This is a genomic window from Limimaricola soesokkakensis (genome assembly GCF_900172345.1).
Taxonomy (GTDB): Bacteria; Pseudomonadota; Alphaproteobacteria; order Rhodobacterales; family Rhodobacteraceae; genus Limimaricola; species Limimaricola soesokkakensis.
Genome location: NZ_FWFY01000004.1, coordinates 65,647 through 82,135, shown reverse-complemented (window position 1 = coordinate 82,135; position 16,489 = coordinate 65,647). Strand labels below are relative to the sequence as shown.

Genomic DNA, 16,489 nt, shown 5'->3' with positions numbered 1-16,489 from the left:
GGTCGACATGTCCTGTCTCGAGCCGCACCGCAAACGGCCGTTCGGTCCGCCCGCCATCGTTCCGGAAACGGTGACGCTGGAGGCGCGCGACCTGCCCGGCCTGCGGCCCATTGCCTGTGTCGAGGAGGGGGCGGAGGTGGCCTTGGGCACGCCGGTCATGCATGACAGGGCTCGGCCCGCGATCCGGGTGGTCGCCCCGGTGGCGGGCCGGGTGGTGCGGGTGGAGACCGGGCTCGGTCGCCGCGTCATCCTGGTCGTGATCCGGCCCGCGGGCCTGGCACGGGCTGCGCCGGTGACGGCTGTAGGCGACACCCGCGAATTGATGTTGATCCACGGGCTCTGGTGCGATCTGCGCACCCGGCCCTTCGACCGCGTGCCCGATCCCGAGGCACGGCCCCAGGCGGTCCTCGTGAACGCGCTGGACAGCGCGGCGGTCGCGGCGGCGCATGCCGCGCCATTCGCGCTAGGGCATGGCCTGCGCGCGCTTTGCAGGCTGACCGACGGGCCCGTAATCCTGTGTCAGCACGGCGGCGCGGCATTGGCCCCGGAGGAGGGACGCGTCGAGCTTGACACGGTCGCGCCGCGCCATGACGGCATGGCCCACAGGCTGCGCAGGCTGTGCAGCGTGGCCCATGGCGGCGAGGTCTGGACGCTCGACGCGCAGACGGCGATCGCGCTCGGTGGGCTCTGCGGCGAGGGGCTGTTCGATCCGATGCGCTTGGTCGAGATCGTCACGCCCTCGGGCGAGGTCGCGGGCCTGCGGCAGGCGCCGCTCGGCGCCGATCTGGCGGAGGCGCTGAAGGAAGCTGGCTGGACGACCCCGGCCACCCGGCCCCTAAGGCGCAACGAAACCCGGATCGACCCGCGCCATGACGCGGTCCCGCCGCCCGACGGTGCGCTCGGGCCGATCGTGCCGGTGCCGGCCTTGGCGGCGACGCTGCCGATGCGGCTGCGTGCGATCCCGCTGCTGCACGCGTTGCAGATCGGCGATGCCGAGACCGCCCGCAGGCATGGTTGCCTCGATCTGGTCGAAGAGGACATGCGGGCGGCCAGCGCGATCTGCGCCAGCGGCGCCGATTACGGCGCTCTGCTACGCCGCGTCCTCGACGAGCTGGAGGGCGAAAGATGAGGGGTGGCCATGTCACGGCGCTTCGAAAACGCGCCGCCCGTGATGCCACGGCGCTTCGATTGATCGCCCTCGCGCCACCTGCGGTGATCCTGTTCCTGCGGGCTCCGGGCACGGCGTGGCCCTATGCGCTGGCCGTGGTCACGGCCGCGCTGGCCTGCGCCCTGGTCTTCGCCGAGCTTCGCGGCCGCGGGCCGATCTTCGAGGCGCTGGTGCCGGCGCTGCTCATGCTCCTCTTCGCCCCGCCCGAGGCCGCGCCTTGGCAACTCGCGCTCGCGCTGTCTCTGGCGCTCGTGCTTGGCGCGCTCGTTTTCGGTGGTGCGGGCTTCGGCTTTCTCAGCATCGGCGCGCTGGCACTGGCGTTGCTTGCCTTCTCGTTTCCGCCCCTTGTGCCGATGGTTCCGGCATCGCCAGTGCTCTGGGCCGCCTTGCCCGGGGGGGGGCTGCTCCTGCTGGCGGGGCTTGCGCCGTGGCGGGTCGTGCTGGCCGGGGCCGCGGGCTTTGCACTGGCGGCGGGGCCGGGGGATCTGGGCTTCGCGCAGGCGGCGCCACTTGCTGTTCTCTTGGTCTATTTCGCCGCAGATCCCTTCGGCGCGCCTGTCACCGGGCCGGGGCAGTGGCTGTCGGGCCTGATGGTGGGCGGGATGATCGCGCTTCTGGGCGCACCCGGGGGACCCGGTTTCGACATGTCGGCAGGCGTCTTCGGGGTGCTGCTTGCGGGCCTGTTCGCGCCGCTGATCGATGCGGGTGTGATCGCCGTCGCCGACTGGCGCGAGGGGGTCCACCATGGCTGAGGCGCGCGGTCCATGGGCGCGGTTTCTCGCGCGGCCCAACGAGGACCCGGTCAAGGCGCTGGGCATGGCCGGGCTCGTGGCGCTGGGCGCGGCGCTTACCGTCTCGACCGCCGCCACGTTGTTGAAGCCGCGGCAAGCCGCCAATCTCGAGGCCGCCCGCGCAGCCCGAATGGAGGCCATGATCGAGGCGCTGCCGGGGCTGCGCGAGGTGATGGAAGAGACCGGGGTGACCGAGTTGCAAAGCCGCCTTGTCGATCTCGAAACCGGCCGCATGCTCCCCGGCGGGGTCATGGCGGTCGATGCCGAGCAGGCGGCGCGCGATCCTGGCACCGGGATCGAGCTGCCGCCGGAGGCCGACATTGCCGGGATCGGGCGGCGCGAGCGCGTGGCCGCGATCCACCTGCTCGAACGCGACGGCGCGCTGGCTCTCGTGGTGCTGCCGATGCGCGGCGCGGGGTATCAGTCGACCATCCACGCGCTGCTCGCGCTCGAAGCCGATCTCGACACGGTGGCGGCGCTGACCGTGACCGAACAGGGCGAGACGCCGGGGCTCGGCGCGCAGATCGAACGCGCCGATTGGCAGGCGCTCTGGCCCGGTCGCCGCATCGCCGATGACAGCGGCACCATCCGCATCGAGGTGGTGCGCGGCGCGGCCACCACGCCCTACGAGGTCGACGGCATCTCGGGCGCCACCCGCACCGGCAACGGCGTCACCGCCATGCTGCGCTTCTGGATGGGGCCATGGGGCTACGGCCCGTTCCTCGACCGACTGGCCGGGGAGGGGGCGGGATGATCAGGTTGTCGCACCACCTGACCGATCCGCTGATCCGCTCGAACCCGGTGACGCTGCAGATCCTCGGCATCTGCTCGGCGCTGGCGGTGACCACGGCACTGGCGACGGCGCTCACCATGGCGGCGGCGCTGATCTTCGTGCTCTGCGCCTCGGCCGCGATCATCAGCGCGATCCGCCGCCATATCCCGCACGCGATCCGGCTAATCCTTCAGATCACCATCATCGCCACGCTGGTGATCGTCACCGACGAGGTGCTGCGTGCCTATGCCTTCGAGATCAGCCAGCGGCTGTCGATCTTCGTCGGGCTGATCGTCACCAACTGCATCGTGCTGGGCCGGGCCGAAGGCTTCGCCATGCACCATCCCGTGGGACCGTCGATCTTGGACGCGCTGGGCAACGCGCTGGGCTACGGCCTCGTGCTGGTGATCGTCGCAACGATCCGCGAACTCTTCGGCACCGGCAGGCTTCTCGGTATTCCGATGCTGCCGCTGGCGGAACAGGGTGGGTGGTTCGAGCCGCTGCGGCTGATGCAGCTCGCGCCATCGGCCTTCTTCATCATCGGGCTCATGATCTGGGCGATCCGCACGGCACGCCCCGAACAGGTTGAACGGCCCGAACATCGCCTTCTATCCCGACAGGGGGAGGCGCGGCCATGATGGAGATCCTGCTCGCCTCGATCCTCACAGACAACCTCGCGCTGTCCTTCTTCCTCGGCATCTGCACCTTCCTCGCCGTGTCGCAGCGGATTTCCACCGCGCTGGGCCTCGGCATCGCGGTGATCGTGGTGCAGGGCGTGACGGTGCCGGTTAACGCGTTGATCCACACCTTCCTGCTCGCCCCCGGCGCGCTGCACTGGGCCGGGCTGCCCGAGATCGACCTGAGCTTTCTGCGGATCATCGTCTTCATCGGCGTCATCGCCGCGATGGTGCAGCTGATGGAGCTCCTGCTCGATCGCTTCGTGCCGGCGCTGCACCGGGCGCTGGGGGTGTTCCTGCCGCTGATCACGGTGAACTGCGCAATTCTAGGTGGCAGCCTGTTCATGGTCGAGCGGCGCTACGACCCGCTGGAGGCGGTGGTCTGGGGGATCGGCAGCGGCATCGGCTGGGCGCTGGCGATCACCGCCTTCGCCGCGATCCGCGAGCGTTTGCGCCATGCCGACATGCCCGAGGGGCTGCGGGGCCTCGGCGGGGCCTTCATTGTCACCGGTCTGATGTCGCTCGGTTTTTCCGGCTTCGGGGGGCTGGTGCCATGACCGGGGTGCTGGCGGGCGTTGTCCTCCTCGTGACGCTGGTGCTGGCGCTCAGCGCCGCGCTCATGATGGCGCGGCGGCGGCTGGTGCCCGATCTGTCCATCGCCGTCACGGTGAACGACCATGCGCCTTTCGAAAGCCGCTTTGGCACCGACCTCCTGGGGGCACTGGCCGCGCATGACATCCTGTTGCCTGCGGCTTGTGGAGGCGCGGGGACATGCGGCCAGTGCCGGGTGCGGGTCAGGGGAGAACCTGTCGCGCCGATGCCCGCCGAACGGGCCCGGCTGTCGCGGGCCGAACGCCGTGCAGGCATGCATCTGGCCTGCCAGCTCCGGTTGCGCGGGCCGGTTGCGGTCGAGTTGCCAGAGGCGCTTCTAGGCGCGCGCGGCTTCGACTGTACCCTCCTGCGCGCACGCTTCCTGACGCCGTTGATCCGCGAACTCGTGCTCGAGGCGCCGTCCGACGTGGCCGGCTCGGTGCAGGCCGGGGCCTTCGTGTCGCTGACCGCACCGCCGCATGATTTCGGCTTCGACGCGATCGAAGTGCCGGAGCGGTTTGCCGAGGATTGGTCCGAACTGCGGGGGCTGCGCGCCGTCATGACCGCGCCGGCCACCCGCGCCTATTCCATCGCCAGCACCCCCGCTGATCTCGCGCAGGGGCATTTCGTGCTGCTCATCCGTCTTGCCCTGCCACCGCCGGATCGGCCGCGTCTGCCGCCGGGGGCGGTCTCGTCCTGGCTGTTTCACGTGGAGAAGGGCACCCGGATCGCGGCAAGCGGCCCGCATGGCGATTTTCGCGCGCAAGCGGGAACGCGCGAGATGGTGCTGATCGGCGGCGGCGTCGGCATGGCGCCGCTTCGGGCGATCATCCATGAACAGCTAGGGCAGGGGGCGTCTCAGCCGATCAGCTTCTGGTACGGCGCGCGCCGCCGCGACGACCTGTACTATACCGGGGAGTTCGCGGCGCTGGCCCGTCGGTACCCGAATTTCCGCTTCGAGGTCGCGCTGTCCGATCCGCGTCCCGACGAGCCTTGGGGCGGGCGGACGGGCTTCGTCCACGCGGCCCTGCGCGACGGCCTCCTGCGCGATCATGCGGCTCCAGAGGCGTGCGATTACTACCTTTGCGGTCCGCCGCTGATGATCGCGGCGGTGATGGGCGTACTGGACGAGGCGGGGGTGCCGCCAACCCGGATCTTCTTCGATGATTTCGGGAGCTGAACCATGCAGATCGGACGACGCGAGATTCTGGTGGGCGCTGCGGCGGCACTCTTTGCCCCGCCCGCATGGGCCGCAACGGTCAGCCTTGGCGGCCCGGCCTTCGGCAGCTACTGGCGCTGCCTCGTGCCGGCCGGTACGGACAAGGCGGTCCTCATGGCCGAGGCCACAAGACTTATTGCCGGACTGGATGCGGAGTTGTCCCCATGGCGCGACGACAGCGCTCTCACTGCGCTCAATCGCGCCCCGGCGCGGCGGTGGATGCAGATGGGGGATGCGACCCGGACCTGCCTGCGAGAGGCCGAGGCCGTGCAGAGGCTGACCGGAGGCGGGTTCGACGCACGCGTCGGGCCGTTGGTGGCGCGCTATGGTTTCGGACAAATCGCAGGAGAGGTCCCGAGGGCAGGGCGGTTCGAACTGAGCGGCGGCGCGGTCCGCAAAAGTCATGACGCGCTGACCTTCGATCCCTGCGGCCTGGCCAAGGGACATGCGCTCGATCTGCTTGCCGCACGGATCGCCGGTCTGGGTGCGAGGGACGCGCTGGTCGAGATCGGCGGCGAGGTCCGGGCGCTCGGTCGCCATCCCTCGGGCCGGTCGTGGAGAGTGGCAATCGAGGTGCCGGGGGTGGAAAGAGTGCAAGCGCAGCGGGTGGTCCGGCCGGGGGCGCTGGCGCTGGCGACCTCCGCCCATGCGCCGCAGGGCCATGCGGGGCCTGCGACGACCAGCCATGTCATCGACCCGGCCAGCGCCCGGCCCGCCGCGCAGGGGCTCCTGCAGGTCTCGGTGCTGGCTCGAACCGGCCTGCGTGCCGATGCGCTGGCCACGGGCCTCCTCGCGCTGGGGCCCAAGAGGGGACCCGCGCTCGCCCGCCGGGCCGGGATCGCGGCCCTGTTCCTGCATCGCGCATCCGAGGGGGTGGTCGAGACGATGATCGGCGGCATCGACGCCCATTTCATTGCATGAAGGACATCGCGCATGTTGCTGCTACTCGTTCTCATTCTGGTGTCGCTGTCGATGGCGGGGCTGGCCTTGGGGCTTCTGGCCGGGCGCGGCCCGCTATCTAGCGGATGCGGCCGGGCCTGTGAGGGATGTCGCAAGCCCTGCGCGCGCCGCCCCGTGCCATGAAGCCGCTGCCTCGCATCGCTGCGATCATGACGCGCGATGTGGTCACCGCGACGCCCGGCATGGACCTGCTCCGCGCCATGCATCTCTTGGCGTTTCACGGCATTTCGGGCCTGCCGGTCGTCGATGCCGATGGCCGTCTCGTCGGCATGGTGTCGCAGCGGGATTGCCTGAAGGGGGCGCTGCATGCGGCCTACCACGCCGGACCGCCGGGTCGGGTCGACGAGGTGATGCATGCCCCGGTCGAAAGCCTGCCGGCCGATCTGGACATCCTTACGGCGATCGAGAGCTTCCTCGCCAACCGCTATCGCCGCTTTCCGGTGCTCGAAGAGGGGCGGATCGTCGGAATAGTTTCTCGCGGCGATGTCGTCAGGGCTCTGGCGGCGCGGGAGAGCTGGGTATCGAGCTGAAGCTACCTATGACGATCGCGCAAGCGGCACTCAAGCGGGCAAAGGGCAGCGATGAGCAGTATCACACGCGCCCGTGGGGAGCTTTCGCACGGCCACGAATGGCAGTCGGTCCTCTCGGTCCTTCGCTTGGCGTGGCACCCGTCGGAATTGCAGAGTCCAGCAAGACCCGCTGCAGACGCTTGGGTCATGTCCGGTGTATTGCCGGAAATGCGGTATCCGTCATTCGCCGGGCTGCGGTCGGGAACACCAGCAGGTCGCATGGCGGTGTCCTGAGAAAATCGCCATTCAACTCTTGCATCGGTCCCGTCCCCGGAAGAGCGACGAGGTCGAGCTTGCGCGCCGAGGCCAGTCGCCGGATCCGATTACGCGGATTGCCCTTGACCATCAGGATCTCGGTTTCGGGATCGAGGCCCGTTCGGTCGCGGAGCCGCTCGATTGCTTGGGTGCCTTGCTTCAGTGTCGTGCTCGCGACTGCGCCATCGGGGCCGCAGGAGAATTCGTCACCCGGCTCGGCGGGCGCGACTTGCATCAATGCGATGGCCGAACCGGGCGCGACGTCGCGAATGACCGGGATGAGCTTCTCGTTTTCCGGGCTCGGATCGAGCGCCACCAATGCGCGGCGATAGGGCGCCTCCGGCGCGGAGGTCGAGACCAGGACCGGCACCGCGCAATCGGCGGCCAGACGCTCCACGAATGTCCCGTGAAACGCGTCGATCCCGTTCGGGTGAACATGCTGTCCCACCACCAGCAGCTCCGCATTCTGCTGCGTTAGCACCCTATGAATATCCTGCCAGATGTCCGCATGGGTGCCGCCCACCTCCAGCCTCGGCCCGTATCGGCACTGGATGCGGGCGCGCAGCGTGTCGAAATAGCCTTCCACGAGGGCGGCGAAATGCGCCGCCTGTTCGGGGGCGATCCGAAAGCTCGAGGCATGGAAGATGTGCAGACGCCCACCCTTGCGGGCCGCGATCTCCGCCCCCCGCAGGACCGCTTGGTTGCCCGCCTTCGAGAAGTCGGTCGCGGCGACGATCGTTTTCATGTGCTCTACCCCTCGCTTCATTCCGGTGCGATCCAAGCCTCGCGGGCTTTCGCCCATCGCGCCTTGCGCCAGATCAATTGCAGGCTTTCCTGTGCGGGGCGGTCCGGCACCGATGGATGATCCGGTTCGACAGGTCCTCGGAAAGAGTTCCCCTCTTCCTCGTGAACGTCGGTGCCGAGACCCCCAATCCGACCGCTCCTAGGCCCGCGGATGATCGCGCGGGTGTCGATCACCGCGCCATGGCTGGTGCTGATCAGCCTGGCCATCAGCCAAATAGGTTGCTCATCGATCATGCTCTTGGCAGAGCCTGAACCGCACGGCCTCGGCAAGATCGACGGGTCCTGAGCCTAGCCGCCGCCCGTGGATTGCCAGCACGTCCGATCATCAAAACGCTTGGCGCCTTGCGGTTCTCGGCACATGACTTCAACCCTTCTGGGCTTCTTTGGACGCAACGCCGAGAAGCCAGTCCCTTGCGCGCAGGGCCGCCTCGGATGCGCCCTGACGCGGCAGCAGGGCGTAGAAATCCTGTCCCCCTTCGAGCGCGGTGGCGACAGGCTGAACGAGGCGGCTGGCATCGAGGTCCCGCTGCACGAGGAAACGGCTGGCCAAGGCGATGCCCTGACCGGCCAGGGCCGCGTCGAGGCTCAGCGTCGTCTGGCTGAAACGAAGCCCACGTGGCGCGTCCAACTCGGTTCCGAATGCCATCTCGATGAACTGCGGCCAAAGATCATGCGTATCGTGCAGCAAAGTCATGCGCGAGAACGCCGCTGCATCGAGAAGCCCGCCCTGACTGGCAACCAGTTGTGGCGAGCACACCGCGATGACCTCCTGCGGAAACAGCAGGTCGGCGCGCAGGCTGGCCCCGAATGGCGGGTGCCCCTGCCGCACCGCCAGGTCGATGCCGTCCGCGTGAAAGCTCATAACGCGCTCGGTTGCGGTGATCCGTAGGTCGATCCCGGGATTTGCCTCGGTGAACTCCCCGAGCCGCGGGATGAGCCATTTCGACGCGAATGTCGGGGTCACGCTGATCGTCACCCGCGACGGCGCTTCCCGAAGCGCGTCGGTCGCATCCAGAAGCTGGGAGAAGGCCCGGGCGACCGCGGCATGGTAGACCCGCCCCGCCTCGGTGAAGCTCAGCCCCCGCGGCTCGCGAAGGAACAGGCGCAGACCGAGATGCTCCTCGAGACCGCGCACCTGCTGGGCTACGGCGCCTTGCGTCACGCCCAACTCCTCCGCCGCTGCGCGGAAGGACAGGTGCCTGCCCGCCGCGGAGAAGGCGCGCAGGCCGCTCAGGGAGGGCAGATCGGCTTCGCTCGACACGATAGTTCTCCTACACCCACGCGACAGCTCACCTGACTGGTCGCCTTTATTCAAGCCCCTTATCTAACGATCCATAGGCGCACCGGGCGCCGCAGGAAAGACAAGGAGCGCGCAGGAATGGCGATAGAGAAAGTGGCGCCGATCACTGCCGGCAGCAGTGGCATGGGGGCTGGAGCCGCGCGGCGGCTGGTGGGCGATGGCTTCAAGGTCGGTGTGCTGTCCTCCTTGGGAAAGGGGGAGGCTCTTGGAAATCAACTCGGCGGCTTCGGCGTCACGGGCTCGAACCGGTCGGTCGAGGATCTGAGACTGCTCGTCGAATGCGCGATGGAAAGCTGGGGTCGGATCGACGGGGGGCTGAGCCGTGACGTCTGAAGTAACCGATATCGCGCGCCGGGACCGGACCGCCTTCGTCGTGAAATGGGTGGCCTCCGTCATCCAGATCCTCGGCTATGCCGGAACGGCCTTCGGCTGGACGCCGTGGAACCTCTACCTGTTCGTCGTTGGCGTTCTCGGATGGCTGTTCGTCGGGGTGCTGTGGAACGACAGGGCGATCATGCTGATCCACTTCGTCGCCCTCGGCGCGATGCTGGCAGGCATGGCGAGCCAGTGAGGTCGCCGATGGCACAGGGCTGAGGGTGGCGGCATCGACCTCGATGAGGCCGGATTATCGAGCAGAACCTGCCGTTACGCCGGCTCATGCCTCAACAGGTCATGCCCCAACCGCTTCGCGCTCGCCACGGCGGCGTCGTGGTGCAGCGACCAAGCCTGCGTGAGGCCTTCCATGATCAGCGAGAGTTCGATCTCGTGGCCACTGAGCCCGGTGGCGTCCGCGGCGCGGCGCGCCACCTCGGCCTTGTGCCGCCCCAGTACCTCGCGCAGCCGTTCGCTGCCGGGCTCGGCCGCCACCGCGCCGTGGAACAGGCAGCCATGCGAGGTCTCGGTCGCCATCCACGCTCCGACCCGGTCGAGCAACGCGTCCAGCGCCGCCTCCGGTGCGTCCGGCAATCCGTCGAAGAGGTGCGCGAGGTAGCGCGCGTGGCGATGCTCCAGCGCCGCCAGCACCATGTCCGCGCGCGATGGCACATATTTATAGAGCGTGCGCAGGCTGACGCCTGCCGCGTCGCGCAGGTCCTCGACGCTGGGCTCGGCGAAGCCGCGTGCGGCGAAGGCCCGCTCCAGCCCGGCGGCGATCCTGGTCATCGTATCAGTCATGCTTGACGATGTAGAGAGGTCCCTCTACCTGAGCAAGTAGAGCAATCATTCTACACGACGGAGCAACCCGATGACCCTTCCTGACAAGATGAAGGCCATGGTTCTGACCGGCCATGGCGGTCTCGACCGGTTGGAATGGCGCGAGGACATGCCTGTGCCGCACCCCGCCGCAGGCGAGGTGCTGATCCGCGTCGGCGCGTCGGCGGTGAACAACACCGACGTCAACACGCGAACCGGCTGGTATTCGAAGGCCGTGCGCGGCGATACGAACTCTGCGGCGGCCACGGGCTATGACGGCGCCTCGGACGCCGACGGCGCTTGGTCAGGGGCGCTGAGCTTCCCGCGTATTCAAGGCGCCGATTGCTGTGGCGAGATCGTCGCTGTCGGGGAAAAGGTGGCCTCCGCCCGCATCGGCGAGCGGGTGCTGGTACGGCCGATGCACCGGCCCGCGGGCGGCGACGAGGACGCGCTGGTCACCTTCGGGTCGGAGCGCAATGGCGGCTTCGCGGAGTTCACCACGGTCGCAAGCGAACATGCACTGCGTATCGACAGCCCGCTTTCGGACGTGGAACTTGCCTCCTTCCCCTGCGCCTTCTCGACCGCCGAGGGCATGATCCAGCGCGCGCGCCTCGGCGCTGAGCGGGTGCTGATCACCGGTGCCTCGGGCGGGGTCGGCTCGGCCGCGGTGCAGCTCGCCAAGCGGCGCGGTGCGCATGTCACGGCGGTCACGAGCCCGGCCAAGGCGGACGACCTCAAGGCCTTGGGCGCCGACGCCATCCTGCACCGCGATGACGCGCTGCCCGAGGGCGCCTTCGACGTCGTGCTCGATCTTGTCGGCGGCCCGCGCTGGCCCGCGCTCCTCAATGCGCTGGCGGTGCGCGGACGCTACGTGACCTCCGGTGCCATCGCCGGACCGATCGTCGAGCTCGACCTGCGCACGCTCTACCTCAAGGATCTGACGCTGATCGGCAGCACCCGACAGGAGCCGGGCGTGTTCGCCGATCTGGTAGGCTATATCGAGCGGGGCGAGATCCGGCCCGTTTTGGCAGAGAGCTACAAGCTTCACGAGCTGCGCGCGGCGCAGGAGGCGTTCCTCGAGAAGGCGCATATGGGCAAGATCGGGATCGAGGTCGCGGACTGATCGCGATCCGCGGGGTCGCGCCATGTCGGAAGACGCGGCGACATGGTGCGGCAGGCCCCCCGGTGACGTCTTCGGCCTTGACGGAGTAAAAGGCCAAACCCGCCACGGGTCCTCTTTCCCGATCCGCATTCGCTCGCCCGGATCGCGGCGCGGCGCCCGTTTGACCTCGCGCGGGCCTGAGCACATCGACAGGTGCGCTCGGGGCACCCCCGGTCTTCGCAGGCATGCTCGGCGCCCCGGTCGGCATTTTCCCAAGCCGATAATCCGGAAACGACGAAACCATGTCGGTTTCTCGCCGGACAGGTTGGCCGCCGATGCGATGGGCTGGAGGGGCAGCGAGGGAGGTATGGATGACTCATTCCGTCGAAGCCGATTCCGAGCGCCCGAGGCACCGTCGCAGCGGCGGGCGCGCCGCGCGGCGCGAGATGAGGCTCCGTACGGTGGTGGCCGGGCCGCCCTTCATCCGGCGCAAGACCCCCGTGCATGCCGTGCTGGACGAGGAGGGTCTCACGCGCATCGAGGCCACCTCTGACCGCATTCTCGCCGAAATCGGCATCGAGTTTCGCGGCGATGAGGAGGCGCTGCGGCTCTGGCGCCGGGCGGGGGCAGAGATCGACGGGGTGCGCGTGCGCTTCCCGATGGGGCTGCTCGCGGAAGTGCTTTCTTCCGCGCCCTCGCGCTTCACCCAGCATGCCCGCAATCCGGCCAATGACGTGGAGATCGGCGGCGACGGCGTGGTCTTCGCCCCGGCCTACGGCTCGCCCTTCGTGATGGATCTCGACCGGGGGCGGCGCTACGGCACCATCGCCAATTTCCGCGACTTCGTGCGCCTTGCCCAGTCCTGCCCATGGATGCACCACTCCGGCGGCGTGGTCTGCGAGCCGACCGACATTCCAGTCAGCCACCGTCATCTCGACATGGTCGCGGCGCATCTGACGCTTTCGGATCGTCCGTTTCTCGGCGCCGTGACCGCCGAGAAGAGGGCCGAGGATTCGATCGAACTGGCGCGGCTGGCCTTCATGCCCGGCTTTCTCGACACCCACTGCGTGATCATGGGCAACGTCAACGTGAATTCGCCGCTCGTGTGGGACGGCACGATGACGGGGGCGCTGCGCGCCTATGCCGCCGCGGGGCAGGGGGTGGTTTGCGTCCCCTTCATCTTGGGAGGCGCGATGGGACCGGTCACCAATGCCGGGGCCATCGCGCAGGCCCATGCCGAAACGCTGGCGGGCTGCGCGCTGGCGCAGCTGGTGCGGCCCGGTGCGCCGGTGGTCTATGGCAACTTCCTTTCCTCGATGGCGCTGCGCAGCGGGTCGCCCACCTTCGGCACGCCCGAGCCCGCGCTCGGCTCGCTGGTCGTCGGCCAACTCGCCCGCCGCGCCGGGCTGCCGCTGCGCTGCTCGGGCAGCTTCACCACCTCCAAGCTGCCCGACGCGCAGGCGATGCAGGAAAGCACCGTCTCGATGATGGCGGCGGTGAATTGCGGCGCCAATTTCGTGCTGCACGCGGCAGGGTTTCTCGATGGGCTGCTGTCGATGAGCTATGAGAAATTCGTGCTCGACTGCGACTTTCTCGGTGCGCTGCACAGCTATCTTGGCGGCATCGACACCTCCGACGAGGCGCTGGCATTCGATGCTTTCCGAGAGGTCGGACCGGGCAGCCATTTCTTCGGCTGCGCCCATACCATGCGGCACTACGAGACCGCCTTCTGGGATTCGGATCTGGCCGACAACCGCAACTGGGAGAGCTGGGACGAGGATGGCGGGCTGGACGCCGCGACCCGCGCCAATGCGCGCTGGAAGCGGCTGCTGGCGGAGCACGAGGCGCCGCCGATCGATCCCGGGACCGCGGAGGCGATCTCGGATCACGTGGCCCGCCGCAAGGCCGAGCTGCCTGAATGCTGGCATTGAGCGCCGCGAGCCGGTTCAATGCGGCTGCACGACCGGAGTGACCCGATGCGCGACGACCCCCTTTTGCAACCCTTCCGGCTCAGGCACCTGACGCTCAAGAACCGGGTCATGTCGACCGCGCATGAGCCGGCCTATTCCGAGAACGGCCTGCCGGGCGAACGCTACCGGCTCTACCATGCAGAGAAGGCGAAGGGCGGCATCGCGCTCACCATGACCGCTGGCTCTGCGGTGGTCTCGCCCGACAGCCCGCCCGCCTTCGGCAACCTCACCGCCTACAAGGACGAGATCGTGCGGCCGCTGTCGGAGATGGTCGAGGCCTGCCACGAACATGGCTGCGCGGTGATGATCCAGCTGACTCATATCGGCCGGCGCACCGGCTATGCAGGTGGCGACTGGTTGCCGGTTATTGCGCCCTCGGCCTTGCGAGAGCCGGCGCATCGCAGCCACCCCAAGGCGATGGAGGATTGGGACATCGACCGCGTCGTGCGCGACTGGGCGGCGGCAGCGGAGCGGATGAAGGCGGCCGGTCTCGACGGGATCGAGATCGAAAGCTACGGCCATTTGATGGACGCCTTCTGGTCGCCCGCCTGGAACCTGCGCGAGGATGATTGGGGCGGCAGCCTCGACAACCGGCTGCGCTTTACATGGGCGGTGATCGACGCGATCCGCGAAGCGGTCGGCCCGGAGTTCATCACCGGCATCCGCATGGTGGCGGACGAGAACATGGAGGGTGGCCTGAGCCGCGAGGAGGGTATCGAGATCGCCCGCCGCCTCGCAAATTCGGGCAAGATCGACTTCCTCAATCTCATTCGCGGGCACATCGACCACGACGCCGCGCTCAACGAGGTGATCCCGATCGCCGGCATGCGCTCGGCCCCGCATCTCGATTTCGCGGGCGAGGTGCGGGCGGCCACGCGCTTCCCGGTGTTTCACGCCGCCGCGATATCGGACGTGGCCACCGCGCGTCATGCCATCGCCGAGGGCAAGCTCGACATGGTTGGCATGACCCGCGCCCACATGGCGGATCCGCATATCGTCGCCAAGATCATGCGCGGCGAAGAGGCGCGCATCCGGCCCTGCACCGGTGCGACCTACTGCCTCGACCGGATCTACGAGGCGGGCGAGGCGCTGTGCATCCACAACGCCGCCACAGGGCGCGAGGCGAGGATGCCGCATGTGATCCCGAAGGCGCCGTCGCGACGCCGCGCCGTGGTGGTGGGCGCCGGTCCCGCCGGGCTCGAAGCGGCGCGGGTTCTGGCCGAGCGTGGCCATGACGTCACCGTGCTGGAGGCCGCGTCGCGCCCGGGCGGGCAGGTGCTGCTCGCCACGCGCAACCCGCTCCGGCGCGACCTGATCGGCATCGTTGACTGGCGCGTGGCCGAGCTGGAGCGGCTTGGCACGCGGATCGAGTGCGGCCTCTATGCCGAGGCCGAAGACGTGCTTGCCCGCGACCCCGACATCGTGGTGATCGCGACGGGGGGCCTACCGCAAACCCCTCCGATGCCGGGGGGCGGTGCCGATCTGTGCCACAGCTCCTGGGATGTGCTCTCGGGCGAGCTACGCCCCGAGGGCAAAGTGCTCGTCTATGACGACCATGGCGGCCATCAGGCGCTCTCGGCCGCCAAACTGCTGGCCGAAGGCGGCGCCGAGGTCGAGATCGTCACACCCGAGCGGATGTTCGGCATCGACATGGGCGGGATGAACCACGTGCCCTACGCGCGCGCCTTCCAGTGCACCGATACGCGGATCACCCTGCACACGATGCTCGAGGGCGTGCGGCGCGACGGCAATGCGCTGGTGGCCCGGCTGGGGTCGCGCCACGCGCCGGGCTGGTCCGAGGAGCGGCGGGTCGACCGCGTCGTGGTCGAGCATGGCACCTCGCCGCTCGACGAACTCTACTTTGCGCTGCGGCCGCATTCGGGCAATGGGGGCGCGCTCGACCACGCGGCGCTTCTGGCAGGGCGTGATCCCTATTCGCAGGCCCACCAAGGTTTCATGCTGCTGCGGATCGGCGACGCGGTCGCCTCGCGCAACATCCATGCTGCGATCTATGACGGCCTCAGGATGTGCCTGCCGCTATGAAATGACAGGGGTGCCCGTTGTGCATGGCAGCCATGGTGGTTTCGGTGCGGGATGGGCGCCGCATCCTCGAATTGCACTCCGAAACTGTTCTGCCGAAATCCCCTGCCCATGCCTGGTTTCCTCCGGGCGGAAATCGCGGTGACCGCTCACTCGCTCCAACCTGCGTGACCGGCCAGCCGCTCGATCAGGAAGTCCATGAAGATCCGCGTCTTCGGGGTCAGTACGTTGGTGCGCGGATAGACCAGCCAGAGCACCGAGCGATCGTTCATCTTCCATCCTGTAAGAACCCGGACCAACCGGCCCGTTGCGAACTCATGGGCGACGTTCCAAAGCGAGTTCATCGACAGCCCGGCCCCCGCGAGGGTTGCCTCGCGCTGCGCGTCGCCGTCGTCCATGATGGTTCGGCAGACCATGCGGGCCGGGTCCAGCAAGGCCGTTTCTCCAGCGGCGTTCACCAGTTCTCTTGGTTCGAGGTTGCTCCACGCTATGAGCTGATGGCCCGCCAGATCCGCCGGCGTGGTGGGGCTGCCGTGTCTCTCGAGGTAGCCCGGTGAGGCACAAAGGACGCGGGTGTCGTCGGCGAGCTTGCGTCCCTTCAGGCTGCTGTCGGCCAAGGGGCCGCTGCGCAGCGCAAGGTCGAAGCTGCCCTCGATCGCGTCGAAGCGCGTGTCGGACAGGCGCAGGTCGAGCGTAAGGTCGGGGTAGAGTTCGTGGAACTCGGGCAGCAGCGGCATGATGTGCAGTTGCGCGAAGCTGCTCGGCGCGGCGAAGCGCAGCGTGCCCTTCGGGCCGGCGTCGCTGCCTCCGAGGGCCGCACGGGCCGCATCCGCCTGGGCGAGGATCTCGCGGGCATAGGGCAGGAAATCCGAGCCCTCCAGCGACAGTGACACCTTGCGGGTGGTGCGGCGCAGAAGCTCCACGTCGAGCTCCTGCTCCAGCTTGGCGAGGCGCGCGCTCGCGACGGCAGGGGCAAGGCCCAGCTCGCGGCCAGCAGCGGAGATGTTGAGCCGTTCGGCCGCCATCACGAAGAGGCGGAGATTGTCGGTGTCCATCGGGATTATATACCCAAACAGAAAA

General features: G+C 68.5%; 17 protein-coding genes and 1 pseudogene. 13 read left to right on the top strand and 5 right to left on the bottom strand.

The window, feature by feature from the left end; all coding sequences use genetic code 11:
• Window positions 1-7: 7 nt before the first annotated feature.
• The 8 genes from LOS8367_RS08050 (at window position 8) to LOS8367_RS08015 (ending at window position 6,708) form a co-directional block, all read left to right on the top strand.
• Entirely contained in the window at window positions 8-1,129 is a 1,122-nt protein-coding gene (locus tag LOS8367_RS08050) for a hypothetical protein (RefSeq protein WP_165761418.1), read from the top strand.
• On the top strand, window positions 1,126-1,920 hold the full coding sequence (locus LOS8367_RS08045) for an RnfABCDGE type electron transport complex subunit D (RefSeq protein WP_085895983.1): 795 nt from the start codon (window positions 1,126-1,128) through the stop codon (window positions 1,918-1,920). The genes LOS8367_RS08050 and LOS8367_RS08045 overlap by 4 nt, the downstream gene beginning before the upstream one ends.
• Window positions 1,913-2,713 carry an NADH:ubiquinone reductase (Na(+)-transporting) subunit C gene (gene nqrC, locus LOS8367_RS08040; RefSeq protein WP_085895982.1) on the top strand — a complete coding sequence of 267 codons (801 nt, stop codon included), beginning with the start codon at window positions 1,913-1,915 and terminating at the stop codon, window positions 2,711-2,713. Before LOS8367_RS08045 ends, nqrC begins: the two co-directional genes overlap by 8 nt.
• Complete coding sequence (locus tag LOS8367_RS08035) at window positions 2,710-3,369, top strand: NADH:ubiquinone reductase (Na(+)-transporting) subunit D (protein WP_085895981.1); 660 nt, start codon at window positions 2,710-2,712, stop codon at window positions 3,367-3,369. The genes nqrC and LOS8367_RS08035 overlap by 4 nt, the downstream gene beginning before the upstream one ends.
• A complete protein-coding gene (nqrE, locus tag LOS8367_RS08030; protein ID WP_207569241.1) occupies window positions 3,366-3,965 on the top strand; it encodes an NADH:ubiquinone reductase (Na(+)-transporting) subunit E in 600 nt (199 codons plus the stop codon). The genes LOS8367_RS08035 and nqrE overlap by 4 nt, the downstream gene beginning before the upstream one ends.
• The gene (gene nqrF / locus LOS8367_RS08025) at window positions 3,962-5,179 is read left to right on the top strand and encodes an NADH:ubiquinone reductase (Na(+)-transporting) subunit F (protein ID WP_085895980.1); all 1,218 of its coding nucleotides are present in this window, start codon (window positions 3,962-3,964) and stop codon (window positions 5,177-5,179) included. Before nqrE ends, nqrF begins: the two co-directional genes overlap by 4 nt.
• A gap of 3 nt (window positions 5,180-5,182) precedes the next feature.
• A complete protein-coding gene (locus LOS8367_RS08020; protein ID WP_085895979.1) occupies window positions 5,183-6,139 on the top strand; it encodes an FAD:protein FMN transferase in 957 nt (318 codons plus the stop codon).
• Window positions 6,140-6,297: 158 nt separating this feature from the next.
• Window positions 6,298-6,708 (top strand): CBS domain-containing protein, encoded by a 411-nt coding sequence (locus tag LOS8367_RS08015; protein ID WP_106535109.1) that lies wholly within the window; start codon window positions 6,298-6,300, stop codon window positions 6,706-6,708.
• A gap of 184 nt (window positions 6,709-6,892) precedes the next feature.
• Here the strand turns inward: LOS8367_RS08015 and LOS8367_RS08010 are convergent, their stop codons facing one another.
• The 3 genes from LOS8367_RS08010 to LOS8367_RS08000 form a co-directional block, all read right to left on the bottom strand.
• The gene (locus tag LOS8367_RS08010) at window positions 6,893-7,804 is read right to left on the bottom strand and encodes a universal stress protein (protein ID WP_085895977.1); all 912 of its coding nucleotides are present in this window, start codon (window positions 7,802-7,804) and stop codon (window positions 6,893-6,895) included.
• Complete coding sequence (locus LOS8367_RS08005) at window positions 7,765-8,040, bottom strand: NAD(P)-dependent oxidoreductase (protein ID WP_085895976.1); 276 nt, start codon at window positions 8,038-8,040, stop codon at window positions 7,765-7,767. Before LOS8367_RS08005 ends, LOS8367_RS08010 begins: the two co-directional genes overlap by 40 nt.
• Before the next feature lie 130 nt (window positions 8,041-8,170).
• Complete coding sequence (locus LOS8367_RS08000) at window positions 8,171-9,067, bottom strand: LysR substrate-binding domain-containing protein (RefSeq protein WP_085895975.1); 897 nt, start codon at window positions 9,065-9,067, stop codon at window positions 8,171-8,173.
• Between the two features lie 117 nt (window positions 9,068-9,184).
• Here LOS8367_RS08000 and LOS8367_RS07995 point away from each other — a divergent pair.
• Window positions 9,185-9,415: pseudogene (locus tag LOS8367_RS07995) on the top strand (SDR family oxidoreductase); the annotation flags it as partial.
• A 13-nt stretch (window positions 9,416-9,428) separates the two neighbouring features.
• The gene (locus LOS8367_RS07990) at window positions 9,429-9,677 is read left to right on the top strand and encodes a DUF6552 family protein (RefSeq protein WP_085895974.1); all 249 of its coding nucleotides are present in this window, start codon (window positions 9,429-9,431) and stop codon (window positions 9,675-9,677) included.
• Window positions 9,678-9,751: 74 nt separating this feature from the next.
• On the opposite strand, the gene LOS8367_RS07985 is transcribed toward LOS8367_RS07990, so the two are convergent.
• Window positions 9,752-10,279 carry a TetR/AcrR family transcriptional regulator gene (locus LOS8367_RS07985; RefSeq protein ID WP_085895973.1) on the bottom strand — a complete coding sequence of 176 codons (528 nt, stop codon included), beginning with the start codon at window positions 10,277-10,279 and terminating at the stop codon, window positions 9,752-9,754.
• A gap of 70 nt (window positions 10,280-10,349) precedes the next feature.
• Between LOS8367_RS07985 and LOS8367_RS07980 the strand changes: the two genes are divergently transcribed.
• From LOS8367_RS07980 to LOS8367_RS07970, 3 genes are all read left to right on the top strand, one after another.
• A complete protein-coding gene (locus LOS8367_RS07980) occupies window positions 10,350-11,420 on the top strand; it encodes an alcohol dehydrogenase family protein (protein ID WP_085895972.1) in 1,071 nt (356 codons plus the stop codon).
• A gap of 350 nt (window positions 11,421-11,770) precedes the next feature.
• A complete protein-coding gene (locus LOS8367_RS07975; RefSeq protein WP_085895971.1) occupies window positions 11,771-13,330 on the top strand; it encodes a trimethylamine methyltransferase family protein in 1,560 nt (519 codons plus the stop codon).
• 45 nt (window positions 13,331-13,375) lie between these two features.
• Window positions 13,376-15,412 carry an NADH:flavin oxidoreductase gene (locus tag LOS8367_RS07970; protein ID WP_085895970.1) on the top strand — a complete coding sequence of 679 codons (2,037 nt, stop codon included), beginning with the start codon at window positions 13,376-13,378 and terminating at the stop codon, window positions 15,410-15,412.
• 146 nt (window positions 15,413-15,558) lie between these two features.
• Here the strand turns inward: LOS8367_RS07970 and LOS8367_RS07965 are convergent, their stop codons facing one another.
• Window positions 15,559-16,464, bottom strand: coding sequence for a LysR family transcriptional regulator (locus LOS8367_RS07965; RefSeq protein WP_085896276.1), 906 nt, complete (start codon window positions 16,462-16,464; stop codon window positions 15,559-15,561).
• Between the last annotated feature and the right edge of the window lie 25 nt (window positions 16,465-16,489).

Coding starts and splice junctions, on each gene's coding strand:
- LOS8367_RS08050 (WP_165761418.1), top strand. CDS start 8: ATGTCCTGTCTCGAGCCGCACCGCAAACGGCCGTTCGGTCCGCCCGCC.
- LOS8367_RS08045 (WP_085895983.1), top strand. CDS start 1,126: ATGAGGGGTGGCCATGTCACGGCGCTTCGAAAACGCGCCGCCCGTGAT.
- nqrC (WP_085895982.1), top strand. CDS start 1,913: ATGGCTGAGGCGCGCGGTCCATGGGCGCGGTTTCTCGCGCGGCCCAAC.
- LOS8367_RS08035 (WP_085895981.1), top strand. CDS start 2,710: ATGATCAGGTTGTCGCACCACCTGACCGATCCGCTGATCCGCTCGAAC.
- nqrE (WP_207569241.1), top strand. CDS start 3,366: ATGATGGAGATCCTGCTCGCCTCGATCCTCACAGACAACCTCGCGCTG.
- nqrF (WP_085895980.1), top strand. CDS start 3,962: ATGACCGGGGTGCTGGCGGGCGTTGTCCTCCTCGTGACGCTGGTGCTG.
- LOS8367_RS08020 (WP_085895979.1), top strand. CDS start 5,183: ATGCAGATCGGACGACGCGAGATTCTGGTGGGCGCTGCGGCGGCACTC.
- LOS8367_RS08015 (WP_106535109.1), top strand. CDS start 6,298: ATGAAGCCGCTGCCTCGCATCGCTGCGATCATGACGCGCGATGTGGTC.
- LOS8367_RS08010 (WP_085895977.1), bottom strand. CDS start 7,804: ATGGGCGAAAGCCCGCGAGGCTTGGATCGCACCGGAATGAAGCGAGGG.
- LOS8367_RS08005 (WP_085895976.1), bottom strand. CDS start 8,040: ATGATCGATGAGCAACCTATTTGGCTGATGGCCAGGCTGATCAGCACC.
- LOS8367_RS07985 (WP_085895973.1), bottom strand. CDS start 10,279: ATGACTGATACGATGACCAGGATCGCCGCCGGGCTGGAGCGGGCCTTC.
- LOS8367_RS07980 (WP_085895972.1), top strand. CDS start 10,350: ATGACCCTTCCTGACAAGATGAAGGCCATGGTTCTGACCGGCCATGGC.
- LOS8367_RS07975 (WP_085895971.1), top strand. CDS start 11,771: ATGACTCATTCCGTCGAAGCCGATTCCGAGCGCCCGAGGCACCGTCGC.
- LOS8367_RS07970 (WP_085895970.1), top strand. CDS start 13,376: ATGCGCGACGACCCCCTTTTGCAACCCTTCCGGCTCAGGCACCTGACG.
- LOS8367_RS07965 (WP_085896276.1), bottom strand. CDS start 16,464: ATGGACACCGACAATCTCCGCCTCTTCGTGATGGCGGCCGAACGGCTC.